Genomic DNA, 14347 nt, shown 5'->3' with positions numbered 1-14347 from the left:
TCGTTCCGGCGTCGCTGGAAGTGGGGCGCATTATAAGGGGATTCAGAAGGCGGTCAAGGGTTAATTTCATTTATTTGAAATATTCCAGGCGAAGACCCTATCAAGGCCACCAGATGTTCGCCACAACACCTTCAGCGCCTATGAGATCGAGCGCCGCCCGCGCGGCGCATCGCCGGCAAGCCGGCTCCTACATCTGTTTCGGGCCAATTACTCCTGCCTTCTCCGCACTCGCACCCTGGGTGTATGGCTGAAGATTGATGAAGAGCAGCGGCGCTACCTTCGATATCGAAGGGAACAAACAAGGCGGGCAGCGGTGAACTCACAGGACAAACTGGCCCGAAACAGATGTGGGAGCCGGCTTGCCGGCGATGCGCCGCGCGGGCGGCGCTCGATCTCACGAGCGCCAGAAGAGCAAAGGCAGGCACCTTCCAAAGCCAATACCATCTCAAGACAGGCCCATAGCCGCCCTGACGCACACAACAACCAAAAGCCAAAACACCAAACCCCAAAAACAAAGCGGGGAGGCCTGTCGGCCTCCCCGCTTCTGCTCATCCCTTACAAACTAGGGAAGGCAAACTGCGAAGCCTCATGGCTGGCACGCTGCGGCCAGCGCTGGGTGATCGCCTTGCGACGGGTATAGAAGCGCACGCCGTCCGGGCCATAGGCATGCAGGTCACCGAACAGCGAGCGCTTCCAGCCACCGAAGCTGTGGTAGGCCACCGGCACCGGCAGCGGTACGTTCACACCGACCATGCCCACTTCGATCTCGTCGCAGAACAGGCGCGCCGCTTCACCGTCACGGGTGAAGATGCAGGTGCCGTTGCCATACTCGTGATCGTTGATCAGTTGCATGGCCTGCTCCAGGCTGTTCACACGCACTACGCACAGCACCGGGCCGAAGATCTCTTCCTTATAGATGCGCATCTCCGGGGTCACCTTGTCGAACAGGGTGCCACCGACGAAATAGCCATCCTCATTACCGGCCACACGGAAACCACGGCCATCCACCACCAGCTTGGCGCCAGCAGCAACACCGTCATCGATATAGCCCACCACCTTGTCACGGGCAGCAGCCGTCACCAGCGGGCCCATGTCCAGGCCGCACGAGGTGCCGGCACCAATCTTCAGGGCCTTGATCTGCGGTTCCAGCTTGGCAATCAGGGCGTCCGCCACCTGGTCACCCACGCACACCGCCACCGAAATGGCCATGCAACGCTCGCCGCACGAACCATAGGCAGCACCCATCAGTGCGCTCACGGCATTGTCCAGGTCGGCATCCGGCATCAGCACCGCGTGGTTCTTCGCACCACCCAGGGCCTGCACACGCTTGCCGCGCTTGGTGCCTTCGGCGTAGATGTACTCGGCGATCGGAGTCGAACCGACGAAGCTCAGGGCCTTCACTTCCGGCGCTTCGATCAGCGCATCCACCGCTTCCTTGTCGCCGTGCACCACGTTGAGGATGCCCTTCGGCAGGCCGGCTTCCAGCAGCAGCTGGGCGATGAACAGGGTCGAGCTCGGGTCGCGCTCGGAAGGCTTGAGGATGAAGGCGTTGCCGCAGGCGATGGCCAGTGGGTACATCCACAGCGGCACCATGGCCGGGAAGTTGAACGGGGTGATACCGGCAACCACGCCCAGTGGCTGGAAGTCGGACCAGGCATCGATGTTCGGGCCGACGTTGCGGCTGTACTCGCCTTTCAGCACTTCCGGCGCGGCGCAGGCGAACTCGACGTTCTCGATACCACGCTTCAGTTCACCGGCAGCATCTTCCAGGGTCTTGCCGTGCTCTTCGCTGATCATCTGCGAGATACGCGCTTCGTTCTGCTCCAGCAGTTGCTTGAAGCGGAACATCACCTGGGCGCGCTTGGCCGGTGGGGTGTTGCGCCAGGCCGGGAAGGCAGCCTTGGCCGAGTCGATCGCTTCCTGCACGGTCGCGCGGCTGGCCAGCTCGACCTTGCGCACGGCCTGGCCGGTAGACGGGTTGAAGACATCGGCGGTGCGCTCACCCTTGGTAACCAGTTCGCCGTGGATCAGGTGCTGAACAATGCTCATGCAAAACTCCAGATAAAGAAGGTTGAGGCAGGCGCGCGATGTGTTCACGCGCCTGGCATCAGAATCGGAAAGATCAGTCGATCAGGTTCAGGGTTTCGCCCACTGCGTCGAACAGGCGGTCCAGTTCCTGCGGCGTGGTGTTGAAGGTTGGGCCGAACTGCAGGGTGTCGCCACCGAAGCGTACATAGAAGCCTGCCTTCCACAGTTTCATCGCCGCTTCGTACGGACGCACGATGGCATCACCGTCGCGGGCAGCGATCTGGATCGCGCCGGCCAGGCCGTAGTTGCGGATATCGACGATGTTCTTGGTGCCCTTCACGCCATGCAGCAGCTTCTCGAAGTGCGGCGCCAGCTCGGCGGCGGCCTGCACCAGGCTTTCCTTCTGCAGCAGGTCCAGCGCGGCGATGCCGGCGGCGCAGGCTACCGGGTGGGCCGAGTAGGTGTAGCCGTGCGGGAATTCCACGGCGTACTCCGGGGTCGGCTGGTTCATGAAGGTCTGGTAGATCTCGCTGCTGGCGATCACCGCGCCCATCGGGATGGCGCCGTTGGTCACCTGCTTGGCGATGCACATCAGGTCCGGGGTCACGCCGAAGGCTTCGGAGCCGGTCATCGCGCCCATGCGGCCGAAGCCGGTGATCACTTCGTCGAAGATCAGCAGGATGTTGTGCTGGGTGCAGATTTCACGCAGGCGCTTCAGGTAACCCTTCGGCGGCGGCAGTACACCAGCCGAACCTGCCAGCGGCTCGACGATCACGGCAGCGATGTTGGAGGCGTCGTGCAGCTCGATCAGCTTGAGCATCTCGTCAGCCAGGGCGATACCGCCCTCTTCCGGCATACCTTTGGAGAAGGCGTTCACCGGCAGCACGGTGTGAGGCAGGTGGTCGACATCCAGCAGCTGACCGAACAGCTTGCGGTTGCCGTTGACGCCACCCAGGCTGGTACCGGCGATGTTCACGCCGTGGTAGCCACGGGCACGGCCGATGATCTTGGTCTTGGTGGCCTGGCCTTTCAGGCGCCAGTAGGCACGCACCATCTTCAGCGCGGTGTCGGCACACTCGGAACCGGAGTTGGTATAGAACACATGGTTCAGGTCGCCCGGGGTCAGCTCGGTGATCTTCTCGGCCAGCTGGAACGACAGCGGGTGGCCGAACTGGAAGGCCGGGGAGTAGTCCAGGGTGCCGATCTGGCGGGCCACTGCCTCGGTGATTTCCTTGCGGGTGTGCCCGGCGCCACAGGTCCACAAGCCGGACAGGGCATCGAAGATCTTGCGCCCCTGGTCGTCGACCAGGTAGCTGCCTTCGGCCGCCACGATCAGGCGTGGGTCGCGCTGGAAGTTGCGGTTGGCGGTGTAGGGCATCCAGTGGGCATCCAGCTTGAGCTGGCTGGCGATACCGGCGGTAGCGGTTTCGGGCATGTTCATCGGCGGTTCCTCGGAAGACGATTAGGCAACGATGGATGTTGTTGCAGCTAAATTGGCACGGCGATAAAGTCTGAAAAAGCCAACATTTCTAATCTTCAGACATGCCCTGACTAAACTAATGAGCCGACGCCCCGATCCACTCGCCCAAGTCAGCGATTTCGACATCCGCCTGCTGAAGATCTACCGCAGTGTCGTCGAATGCGGCGGCTTCTCGGCCGCGGAAAACGTGCTGGGCATTGGCCGTTCGGCCATCAGCCAGCAGATGAACGACCTCGAGCAACGCCTGGGCCTGCGCCTGTGCCAGCGCGGCCGCGCCGGGTTCTCGCTGACCGAGGAAGGCCGCGAGGTCTACCATTCGGCGCTGCAGCTGCTCAGCGCCCTGGAAAGCTTCCGCACCGAGGTCAACGGCCTGCACCAGCATTTGCGTGGCGAGCTGAACATTGGCCTGACCGACAACCTGGTGACCTTGCCACACATGCGCATCACCCATGCCCTGGCCGAGCTCAAGGACCGCGGCCCCGATGTGCGCATCCAGATCCGCATGATCGCGCCCAGCCAGGTCGAGCATGGCGTGCTCGATGGCAGCCTGCATGTCGGCGTGGTGCCACAGACCAGCCCGCTGTCGGGCCTCGAGTACCAGCCGTTGTACAGCGAGCGCTCGCTGCTGTACTGCGCGGTCGGCCACCCGCTGTTCTACGCCGATGACCAGCAGATCGACGACGACCGCCTCAACAGCCAGGAAGCCATCACCCCCACCTTTCGCCTGCCGGCCGAAATCCAGGCGCATTACCAGGCGCTGAACTGCACGGCCAGTGCTTCGGACCGCGAAGGCATGGCGTTTCTCATCCTTACCGGTCGCTACATCGGCTACCTGCCAGACCACTACGCCACGTTCTGGGTGCAGCAAGGTCGCTTGCGTGCCCTCAAGCCCCGGCAACGCTTCTATGACCTGAGCCTGAGCTGGGTAACGCGCAAGGGCCGGCGGCCAAACCTGGTGCTGGAAAGCTTCCTCGAAAGCCTGGCTGCGACACGCTGATGCCAGTCTGTGCCGCAAACGCTTGTCACTTCGGCACAGGCAGGTAATCTTGTCCGACAGCCGCAGCCACTGACCCGTACGGAATCGTCCATGACCCTAGAAGTCCCTGCGCATCGCCTCTCCGCCTCGGGCAAGCCCGCGGGCCGCATCCGCCAGAAGAACGAACAGGCCATTATCCAGGCCGCCGAAGACGAGTTTGCCCGCCATGGTTTCAAGGGCACCAGCATGAACACCATCGCCCTCAAGGCGGGGTTGCCCAAGGCCAACCTGCATTACTACTTCACCAACAAGCTGGGCCTGTACATTGCCGTGCTCAGCAACATCATCGAGTTGTGGGACAGCACCTTCAACGCCTTGAGCGTCGACGACGACCCGGGCGAAGCGCTGAGCCAATACATCCGCACCAAGATGGAGTTCTCCCGGCGCAACCCGCAAGCCTCGCGGATCTTCGCCATGGAGGTGATCAGCGGCGGCACCTGCCTGAGCGAGTACTTCAGTGCCGACTACCGCGAATGGTTCCGCGGCCGCGCCGCGGTGTTCCAGGCCTGGATCGAAGCCGGCAAGATGGACCCGGTCGACCCGGTGCACCTGATCTTCCTGCTGTGGGGCAGCACCCAGCACTACGCCGACTTTGCCACCCAGATCTGCCAGGTAACCGGCCGCAGCCGCCTGACCAAGCAGGACATGGAAGACGCGAGCAACAATCTTATCCACATCATTCTGAAGGGCTGCGGCATCAAGCCGGCTGCCTGATCGTCATTTATGCCTTCTACCCTGCTCGACCTCTGCGAATACCGCGAGGAAATCCGCAAAAGCCGCTTCATCACCCTCGCCGGGCCGATCAGCAGTGCCGCCGACGCGATGAGTTTCATCGAACGCCACAGCGACCTGGCCGCCACCCACAACTGCTGGGCCTGGAAGCTTGGCGCCCAGTACCGCAGCAGCGATGACGGCGAACCTGGCGGTACCGCGGGGCGGCCAATCCTCGCGGCCATCGAAGCGCAGGACTGCGACCAGGTGGTAGTGCTGGTGATCCGCTGGTACGGCGGTATCCAGCTGGGCACCGGCGGCCTGGCCAGGGCCTATGGCGGCGGTGCCAACAAGTGCCTGCAACAGGCACCCAAGCGGCTGCTGGTGCAGCGCAGCGAATTCACCTGCAGTTGCAGTTTCAGCGAACTGGCGCTGGTGAAGCTGCGCCTGGCGGAGGTTGACGGCCTGGTCCTGGATGAGCAGTTCACCGCCAATGGCGTGGACCTGTTGATTGCACTGGGTGACGCCCACCTGGCGCCACTGCAGCAGCAGTTGGCCGACTTGAGCCGCGGGCGCATTCTGCTCGAAGCACGCTGAACATTGCCCACAACAACTGTGGGCCGGCCTGTGGATAAGCTTGGGGCACTCGCTTGCAGGCGGCATTACTCAAGGGCTGCAGAGCCTTGATCATATTTTGATCACCATTTGATGACAGCCGCAAACCGTTGATGCTCCTGACGTTATCCCCAGGCTCACAGCCTGCGTAGCCCTGCACAGCCACCTGCGCTTGCACACAATAACTGTGGACCAGCTTGTGGATAACCCGTGCGCCAACAAGCCGAAGGCCACGCCGCACAAGGGCCTGAGGCAACTGGTGATTTTTCGTACAACCTACGACAAGGCGCCCGGCACCACAGTGCATTATCCTCAATACCCTTCTTCGAACCGATCACGGAGCGCATCGACATGGCTAACGCAAAAACCGCACTTATCATCGGGGCCTCGCGCGGGCTGGGCCTGGGCCTGGTGCAACGCCTGCACGAAGACGGCTGGAACATCACCGCCACTGTGCGCAACCCGCAGCAGCCCGGCGCCCTGGCGAATGTGCCCGGCGTGCACATCGAACAGCTGGAAATGAACGACACGGCCCAGCTCGATGCCCTGAAGCAACGCTTGCAAGGCCAAGTGTTCGACTTGATTTTCGTCAACGCCGGGGTCATGGGCCCCCTGCCGCAGGACCTGGAGGCGGTACAGAACAAGGACATCGGCGACCTGTTCATGACCAACGCCGTGGCGCCAATCCGCGTGGCCCGCCGCCTGGTCGGCCAGGTACGCGAAGGTAGCGGCGTGCTGGCCTTCATGAGCTCGATCCTGGGCAGCGTGACCATCCCCGATGGCGGCGAAATCTGCCTGTACAAGGCCAGCAAGGCGGCCCTGAACTCGATGATCAACAGCTTCGTCGTCGAGCAACAACGCCCCGACCTGTGCGTGCTGGCCATGCACCCGGGCTGGGTGAAAACCGACATGGGCGGTGAAAACGCCGAGATCGACGTGCTGACCAGCACCCGCGGCATGCTTGATCAGATCAAGGCGCAAAGCGGCAACGGCGGCCTGCGCTTCATCAACTACAAGGGCGAACCCTTGGTCTGGTGATTCACCAGGTCGCAGCCTGGCCGTGCGCAATGCCCGGCCAGGCTCTGTAGAATGGCGGCAACCGTACCTGATCGAGATGACCCACCATGTATGACTGGTTGAACGCCCTGCCCAAGGCCGAACTGCACCTGCACCTGGAAGGCTCGCTGGAGCCCGAGCTGCTGTTCGCCCTGGCCGAGCGCAACAAGATCGCCCTGCCCTGGGCCGATGTGGAGACCTTGCGCGGTGCCTATGCCTTCAACAACCTGCAGGAGTTCCTGGACCTGTATTACCAGGGCGCCGACGTGCTGCGTACCGAGCAGGACTTCTACGACCTGACCTGGGCCTACCTGCAACGCTGCAAGGCGCAGAACGTGATCCACACCGAACCGTTCTTCGACCCACAGACCCACACCGACCGCGGCATCCCCTTCGAAGTGGTGCTCAACGGCATCAACCAGGCGCTCAAGGACGGTCGCCAGCAACTGGGCATCAGCAGCGGCCTGATCCTCAGTTTCCTGCGCCACCTCAGCGAAGATGAGGCACAGAAAACCCTCGACCAGGCCCTGCCGTTCCGCGATGCGTTCATCGCTGTTGGCCTGGACAGTTCGGAAATGGGCCACCCACCGAGCAAGTTCCAGCGTGTGTTCGACCGCGCCCGCAGTGAAGGCCTGGTCGCCGTTGCCCATGCCGGCGAGGAAGGCCCGCCCGAGTACATCTGGGAAGCCCTGGACCTGCTGAAGGTCAAGCGTATCGACCACGGCGTGCGCGCCATCGAGGACGAGCGCCTGATGCAGCGCATCATCGACGAGCAGATCCCGCTCACGGTGTGCCCGCTGTCGAACACCAAGCTGTGCGTGTTCGACCACATGAGCCAGCACAACATCCTCGACATGCTCGAGCGCGGCGTGAAGGTCACGGTCAACTCAGACGACCCGGCCTACTTCGGCGGCTATGTCACCGAAAACTTCCACGCCCTGCACACCCACCTGGGCATGACCGAAGACCAGGCCCGTCGCCTGGCCCAGAACAGCCTGGATGCCCGGCTGGCCTGAGTGACCTGACCACGACTCAACCGACCTGCAACGTCGGCACGCGGGCAATGCGATTGATCTGCTGGATACCCAACGCAGAAATATGCAATGCCCGCGAGTCCTCGGCCTCGCGCATCCAGCCAGATTGCAGGAACAGCCGGAACAAGGCCTGCCCCAGTACGCCACCCAGATGCGGCCCTTGGTCGTTCCACTCGGTGCAGCGGCAGATCACACAGCCACGTTGCTGATGCGGCGCCAAGGCATCGATGTAGACCCCGACCAAAGCCAACTGCGTCCGCCCCTCCTCGCTGACCATCAGCTGTCGACCACTCCCCTCCAACCAGCCGGCCACCACCAGACGGTGATACAGCTCGCCGGCCAGTTCCCCGCCCAGGTGATCGCCACAGCGACGCGCCCTGCGTATCGACATGGGCAGCGGTGATACCGGCGCCTTGGCCCGCTCCCCCCTGGCGCTCTCCAACTGGACACTGGCCAGCGCCTCCACCGCTGCCCCGACTTGCGGGGTGGCCAGCCGGAAGTAGCGCTTGCGGCCCCGTGCTTCATGCCGGAGCAAACCGGCCGATGACAACAACGAAAGGTGAGCGCAGGCCGATGACGAGGTCAGGCCTGTCATTACCGCGAGCTCGTTGGCCAGCCGCGGCGTGCCATCGATCAATGCCCACAACATGGCACTGCGCTTGGGGTCGGCCATCAGGCTGGCAATCTGGCTGATACTGCTGGCTGCGTTCATGTCCCTGTAACTCCCTGCAAGTTCACTGTGTGGATGCGATGGCCACCCCTGGCAGGGAAGCGCCTCTCGCTGGCACTGGCCTGGTTCGCCAGTATAAGCCGCAAAAAACGCCATTCAGGCAGCGTTGGGCAGTGGCACCACCGGCCAAAAACCACTGGGTATGCCTACCCATGGCAAGCAGTGAAACAGTGCGTGAAAGCTGCCCGGACCGCGCGGGCAAGCAGCCCGGCCCCCATGGCAGGAGCACGAGAACGACGGGCGGAAAAAACACCGGATGCAACTTCGGACGCGGCCGACAACCAATTTCCACAAGTAGCGCAAGCCAAAGCGAAGGTTCCACGTGCTTGCGGGCATTGCACCCCACGCAGGAAAAAACATGTAGAAAACGTTCTTGCCGACCGTCAGTCAGGACACTGATTCAGGTCATGGCAGGCAGAATGTGCAGCGCTACATTTCATCCGCTCTCCCCCTTTGGAGGTATGCCGCGATGAAAATTGTCGTCAGTGCGTCGAGCCGAAACCCCGCCTGCTCCTGGCAGGTCCAGCTCGATCAACACGTGGTCAGTTTCCGCAGCGAGGCCGAGGCGCGTGCCTTCGTCGCCACGTTGGAAACCCGCCTGCAGGCACCTCACCCGCTTATGCGGGAGCCTTGGCCGGCAAGCGTCGGGTCAGCAGCGCGACACTGACCACCAGCGCCCCGCACAGGCTGATCACCAGCGCCATCGGCACCGCACTGCCATCATGCAGCAGCCCGACCAGCGCCGCTGCGCCGGCGGCGACGCTGAACTGCAGGCAGCCCATCAGCGCCGAGGCACTGCCGGCCCGCGCGCCCTGCCCGCTCATGGCACAGGCAGAGGCGTTGGGGATGATGCAGCCGAGGCTGGAGATGCAGACGAACAGCGGTACCAGAAGTGGCCACAGCTGTGTTGGCCGCAGTGCCGCCACGCCCAGCAACGCCAGGCCCGCGACCAGGTACAACCACACCGCACGCGCCAGCAGGAACGCCGGCCCGCGCTTGGCCAGCAAGCGTGCATTCACCTGCGCCACCAGGATAAAGCCGGCGGCATTGGTGCCGAACAACCAGCCGTAATGCTCGGCCGGCACGCCGTAAAGCTTGATGAACACGAAGGGTGAACCGGCGATGTAGGCAAACATGCCGGCGATGGCGATACCACCGGTCAGGGCATGGCCGACGAACACCCGGTCAGCGAACAGGCGCAAGTACTGGCGCAAGGCGCCAGACAGCGGTTGCCGCGGTATGTGCTCGGGCAGGCTTTCCGGCAGGCCCAGGCTGACCGCCAGCAGGCAGCCGGCGCTGAACAGGCTCAGGGCGAGGAAGATCGATTGCCAGCCGGCCACGTTCACCAGCACCCCGCCCAGCATCGGTGCCAGGATCGGCGCCAGGCCCATGACCAGCATCAATTGCGAAAACACCTTGGCCGAAGCCACCGGGTCGCACTTGTCACTGACGATGGCCCGCGACAGCACCATCCCGGCGCAACCGCCCAACGCCTGGACGAAACGCGCCAGCACCAGGGTGTCGAGGTTGGGGGCATAGGCACAGGCCAGTGACGCCAGGGTGAACAGGGTCACCCCGAACATCAGCGGCTTGCGTCGGCCAAAGCGGTCAGCTACCGGCCCATAGGCCAGTTGCCCGATGGACAGGCCAAGGAAGTAGGCGGCCAAGGTGGCCTGGACGTGTTTTTCATCGGTGGCGAACGCCTGCGCCATGGCCGGGAAGGCGGGCAGGTAGAAGTCGATCGCCAAGGGCCCGAACGCACTGAGTGCGCCCAGGATGAGCACCATTCGCAGGTTCATCTGGAATCCATAGCAGGCTAAGCAAGTGCTCGATTCTACCTGCTGTGGGCCCTATCGACATGAAAACATTTGCAACAAATCCAAGGGCTGCCGCGGTCCCTGTGGGAGCGGGCGTGCCCGCGAATCAGGCGGCGCGGTGGATGGCACCGGCTGCGCCGGTGTTCGCGGGCACGCCCGCTCCCACAGGCAAGTGTTCAGGCTACGTCGGCCTGATAACCCTCATCGCGAATGGCCGTGAGGATCTGCTCCTGAGCCAAGTCGCTCTGCACCCGTACCTGCCTGGCTGCCAGGTCGACCTCCACCTTGGCCGCGGCATCCTGCTCCTGCACCGCCCGGGTCACGGCTTTCACGCAATGGCCGCAGGTCATGCCTTGTACATTGAACACTTGCATGGGGGTTACCTCCTTCAGGTTTTCCACGAGTCTCAAGCTTGCCATCGGGGCAAGGTCAAGATCTGTCGACAACAGCCGGGGTGGAAATCCGCGCGCGCGTCGGCCAAGCTGCGCCTTTGATGATCACGCAAGCAGGAGATTCTTCATGTTCAGGGCAGCATTGGGCGTCGTAGGGCTATTGAGCACGCTGGCTGCAGTGCCACCGGCCAGTGCCGAGGGCAACTCGGACTACAGCGTGCTGATCATTTCCCGGGAGCGCCTGGAAGTGGCCACCAGTTGCGAAATCGGTATCTACCTCAACGACCAGCTCTCCGGGCGCGTGTTCCAGGAGCAGTCCACCTCGTTCAACCTGCCGCCCGGCCCGGTGGATGTGCGCCTGCGCCTGCTGCCCGGGCAAATGCCCGGCTGCGCCGCGGGTGTCGAGGACCAACGCAGCACACGTCTGAACCTGCAGGCGGGCCAGATCAACAAATACCGCATCGCCATGGGGCAATATGGGTTGGAGTTGAAGCGAGCCGGCCTGGGCTATTGACCTTACCTGCATGGCAAGGTTGATGCTGGAGGCCTGTCCAAGGAGGAGAGCCATGCCCGCATCCACCACATACGACCTGCCGATCTCCGGCATGACCTGCGCCAGCTGTGCCGGCCGGGTCGAGCGCGCCCTGCGCAAGGTCACCGGCGCTGAACAGGTCAGCGTCAACCTCGCCACCGAACAGGCCCGGGTCCAGGCCCCGGCCAACAGCTTGCCCGCGCTGGTCGACGCCGTACGCGAAGCCGGCTATGGCGTGCCCACCCGCACCGTCGAACTGCAGATTGGCGGCATGACCTGCGCCAGTTGCGTCGGCCGCGTAGAGCGCGCCCTCGGCAAGCTGCCGGGGGTTGAACAGGTCAGCGTCAACCTGGCCAGCGAACGCGCGCACCTCGAAGTGCTTGCGGCCCTCGACGACAACCTGCTGATCGACGCCGTGCAAAAGGCCGGCTACAGCGCCAGCCTGCCACAAACCGCCAGGGACGACCAAAATGCTGCCCAGCACCGCCTGCGTAACGAACGCCTGGCGGTCGGCGCAGCGTTGCTGCTCGCCCTGCCGTTGGTGGTGCCAATGCTGGTGCAGCCGTTTGGCGTGCACTGGATGTTGCCAGCGTGGGTGCAGTTCCTGCTGGCCACGCCGGTGCAGTTCATTCTCGGCGCGCGGTTCTACGTGGCCGCCTGGAAAGCCGTGCGCGCCGGGACTGGCAACATGGACCTGCTGGTGGCCCTGGGCACCAGCGCCGGCTACGGCCTGAGCCTGTACCAGTGGGCACAGGCCCCCGCCGGCATGGCCCCTCACCTGTACTTCGAAGCCTCGGCCGTGGTGATTGCCCTGGTGCTGCTGGGCAAGTACCTGGAGAGCCGTGCCAAGCGCCAGACCGCCAGCGCCATCCGTGCCCTCGAGGCCCTGCGCCCGGAACGGGCCGTGCGCCTGGTCGATGGCCGGGAAGAAGACGTGGCCATTGCCCAACTGCGCCTCGGCGACCTGGTACTGGTCAAACCCGGCGAGCGCTTCCCGGTCGATGGCGTGGTGGAAGACGGCAGCAGCCATGCCGATGAAGCCTTGATCAGCGGCGAGAGCCTGCCGGTGCCCAAGCAGCCAGGGGACAGCGTCACCGGTGGCGCCATCAACGGCGAAGGCCGGCTGCTGGTACGTACCCAGGCACTGGGTACCGAAACCGTGCTGGCACGCATCATCCGCCTGGTGGAAGACGCCCAGGCGGCCAAGGCACCGATCCAGAAGCTGGTCGACCGGGTCAGCCAGGTATTCGTCCCGGCCGTGCTGGTACTGGCGCTGATTACCCTGGTCGGTTGGTGGCTGGCCGGCGCGCCACTGGAAACCGCGCTGATCAATGCCGTCGCGGTACTGGTCATCGCCTGCCCCTGCGCCCTCGGCCTGGCCACGCCCGCAGCGATCATGGCCGGCACCGGGGTCGCCGCCCGCCATGGCATCCTGATCAAGGACGCCGAAGCCCTGGAGCGCGCCCATGCGGTCAACCGTGTGGTGTTCGACAAGACCGGCACCCTCACCTCCGGCAGCCCGCGCGTTGTCCACAGCCAGGCGCAGGTGGGCAGCAGCGCCGACCTGCACCGCCTGGCCGGTGCCCTGCAGCGCGGCAGCGAACACCCGCTGGCCAAGGCGGTACTGGATGCCTGCGCCGAACAGGGCCTGGACGTGCCTGGCGTTGCTGACAGCCAGTCGCTGACCGGGCGTGGTATCGCCGGGCGCGTGGAAGGCCGCGAGCTGGCCCTGGGCAACCGCCGCCTGCTCGATGAAAGCGCCCTGCCACCCGGCGACCTGGCCGCCAAGGCCCAAGCCTGGGAAGCCGAGGGGCGCACCCTGTCATGGCTGATCGAACGCGGCGCGCAGCCGCGGGTGCTGGGCCTGTTCGCCTTTGGTGACAGCCTCAAGCCCGGCGCCGCGCAGGCGATCGATACTCTGCACGCGCAACACATCAGCAGCCACCTGCTGACCGGCGACAACCGCGGCAGCGCCAAAGTGGTGGCCGATGCCCTGGGCATCGACGACGTGCATGCCGAAGTGCTGCCGGCCGACAAGGCCGCGACCGTGGCTGCACTCAAGCAGGATGGCGTGGTCGCCATGGTCGGTGATGGCATCAATGATGCGCCGGCGCTGGCCGCCGCCGATATCGGCATTGCCATGGGCGGCGGTACCGACGTGGCCATGCAGGCCGCCGGCATCACCCTGATGCGCGGCGACCCACGCCTGGTACCGGCCGCCCTGGAGATCAGCCGCAAGACCTATGCGAAGATCCGCCAGAACCTGTTCTGGGCGTTCATCTATAACCTGATCGGCATCCCGCTGGCCGCGCTGGGTTACCTCAACCCGGTACTGGCCGGCGCCGCCATGGCCCTGTCCAGCGTCAGCGTGGTGAGCAACGCGCTATGGCTCAAGGCGTGGAAACCCACCAGCAACACCCAGGAGGCTCCATGAACATCGGCCAGGCCGCCCGCCGCAGCGGGCTCAGCACCAAGATGATCCGTTACTACGAGTCCATCGGCCTGCTCAAGCCCGCCACGCGCAGCGACAGCGGCTACCGCCTGTACCAGGCGGAAGACTTGCACAGCCTGGCCTTCATCAAGCGCTCCCGCGACCTGGGCTTTTCCCTCGAAGAGGTCGGCAAGCTGCTGACCTTGTGGCAGGACCGCCAACGCGCCAGCGCCGATGTGAAAGCGCTGGCGACGCAGCACATCGCTGAACTGAACCGGCGCATCGAAGAGCTGGTGAGCCTGCGCGACACCCTCGGCGAACTGGTCTCGCACTGCCAGGGAGACGAGCGCCCGGACTGCCCGATCCTCAAGGACCTGGCCAATGGCGCTGCGGGCGGCTGCTGTCACTGAGCCACCCCGCAACCATTTGGTATGCCATATACGTCCAAACACGACCGAATAGTCACCAACTGCGACTTTATCCAA

14 protein-coding genes are annotated in these 14347 nt (G+C 64.1%); 9 read left to right on the top strand and 5 right to left on the bottom strand.

Annotated elements, in window-relative coordinates:
* Positions 1 to 555: 555 nt before the first annotated feature.
* Together RYH74_RS23085 and RYH74_RS23080 are read right to left on the bottom strand one after the other, a co-directional pair.
* On the bottom strand, positions 556 to 2049 hold the full coding sequence (locus tag RYH74_RS23085) for a CoA-acylating methylmalonate-semialdehyde dehydrogenase (RefSeq protein ID WP_023662877.1): 1494 nt from the start codon (positions 2047 to 2049) through the stop codon (positions 556 to 558).
* A gap of 73 nt (positions 2050 to 2122) precedes the next feature.
* Positions 2123 to 3469, bottom strand: a complete 1347-nt coding sequence (locus RYH74_RS23080; protein ID WP_317410222.1) for an aspartate aminotransferase family protein — start codon at positions 3467 to 3469, stop codon at positions 2123 to 2125.
* Between the two features lie 118 nt (positions 3470 to 3587).
* Between RYH74_RS23080 and RYH74_RS23075 the strand changes: the two genes are divergently transcribed.
* From RYH74_RS23075 to RYH74_RS23055, 5 genes are all read left to right on the top strand, one after another.
* Entirely contained in the window at positions 3588 to 4505 is a 918-nt protein-coding gene (locus RYH74_RS23075; protein ID WP_025337589.1) for a LysR family transcriptional regulator, read from the top strand.
* Between the two features lie 90 nt (positions 4506 to 4595).
* A complete protein-coding gene (locus RYH74_RS23070) occupies positions 4596 to 5258 on the top strand; it encodes a TetR/AcrR family transcriptional regulator (RefSeq protein WP_003257076.1) in 663 nt (220 codons plus the stop codon).
* A 9-nt stretch (positions 5259 to 5267) separates the two neighbouring features.
* Positions 5268 to 5852 (top strand): IMPACT family protein, encoded by a 585-nt coding sequence (locus tag RYH74_RS23065; RefSeq protein WP_016484768.1) that lies wholly within the window; start codon positions 5268 to 5270, stop codon positions 5850 to 5852.
* A 369-nt stretch (positions 5853 to 6221) separates the two neighbouring features.
* Positions 6222 to 6908, top strand: coding sequence for an SDR family oxidoreductase (locus tag RYH74_RS23060; protein WP_075044512.1), 687 nt, complete (start codon positions 6222 to 6224; stop codon positions 6906 to 6908).
* Between the two features lie 86 nt (positions 6909 to 6994).
* Positions 6995 to 7942: an adenosine deaminase gene (locus tag RYH74_RS23055; RefSeq protein ID WP_075044511.1), complete on the top strand. Its 948-nt coding sequence runs from the start codon at positions 6995 to 6997 to the stop codon at positions 7940 to 7942.
* Between the two features lie 16 nt (positions 7943 to 7958).
* Here the strand turns inward: RYH74_RS23055 and RYH74_RS23050 are convergent, their stop codons facing one another.
* A complete protein-coding gene (locus RYH74_RS23050) occupies positions 7959 to 8672 on the bottom strand; it encodes an ArsR/SmtB family transcription factor (protein ID WP_013970739.1) in 714 nt (237 codons plus the stop codon).
* 487 nt (positions 8673 to 9159) lie between these two features.
* Here RYH74_RS23050 and RYH74_RS23045 point away from each other — a divergent pair, with 487 nt between their 5' ends.
* Complete coding sequence (locus tag RYH74_RS23045) at positions 9160 to 9357, top strand: hypothetical protein (protein ID WP_317410219.1); 198 nt, start codon at positions 9160 to 9162, stop codon at positions 9355 to 9357.
* On the opposite strand, the gene RYH74_RS23040 is transcribed toward RYH74_RS23045, so the two are convergent.
* Together RYH74_RS23040 and RYH74_RS23035 are read right to left on the bottom strand one after the other, a co-directional pair.
* Positions 9308 to 10489, bottom strand: a complete 1182-nt coding sequence (locus tag RYH74_RS23040; protein ID WP_075044509.1) for a multidrug effflux MFS transporter — start codon at positions 10487 to 10489, stop codon at positions 9308 to 9310. The two genes, RYH74_RS23045 and RYH74_RS23040, sit on opposite strands and share 50 nt — an antisense overlap.
* Before the next feature lie 194 nt (positions 10490 to 10683).
* On the bottom strand, positions 10684 to 10881 hold the full coding sequence (locus RYH74_RS23035) for a heavy-metal-associated domain-containing protein (RefSeq protein WP_317410217.1): 198 nt from the start codon (positions 10879 to 10881) through the stop codon (positions 10684 to 10686).
* Positions 10882 to 11026: 145 nt separating this feature from the next.
* Between RYH74_RS23035 and RYH74_RS23030 the strand changes: the two genes are divergently transcribed.
* From RYH74_RS23030 to cueR, 3 genes are read left to right on the top strand one after another with little or no spacing between them, the layout of a single operon-like run.
* On the top strand, positions 11027 to 11413 hold the full coding sequence (locus RYH74_RS23030; protein ID WP_046616857.1) for a hypothetical protein: 387 nt from the start codon (positions 11027 to 11029) through the stop codon (positions 11411 to 11413).
* A gap of 52 nt (positions 11414 to 11465) precedes the next feature.
* A complete protein-coding gene (locus tag RYH74_RS23025) occupies positions 11466 to 13865 on the top strand; it encodes a heavy metal translocating P-type ATPase (RefSeq protein WP_075044507.1) in 2400 nt (799 codons plus the stop codon).
* Positions 13862 to 14272 (top strand): Cu(I)-responsive transcriptional regulator, encoded by a 411-nt coding sequence (gene cueR / locus RYH74_RS23020; protein ID WP_085593413.1) that lies wholly within the window; start codon positions 13862 to 13864, stop codon positions 14270 to 14272. Before RYH74_RS23025 ends, cueR begins: the two co-directional genes overlap by 4 nt.
* Positions 14273 to 14347 lie beyond the last annotated feature (75 nt).

This window comes from Pseudomonas sp. LSJ-87 (assembly GCF_032971465.1).
In the GTDB taxonomy this organism is placed as follows: domain Bacteria; phylum Pseudomonadota; class Gammaproteobacteria; order Pseudomonadales; family Pseudomonadaceae; genus Aquipseudomonas; species Aquipseudomonas putida_Z.
Note: the sequence above shows the minus strand (reverse complement) of the source record. Positions and strands in the feature narration are given on the sequence as shown.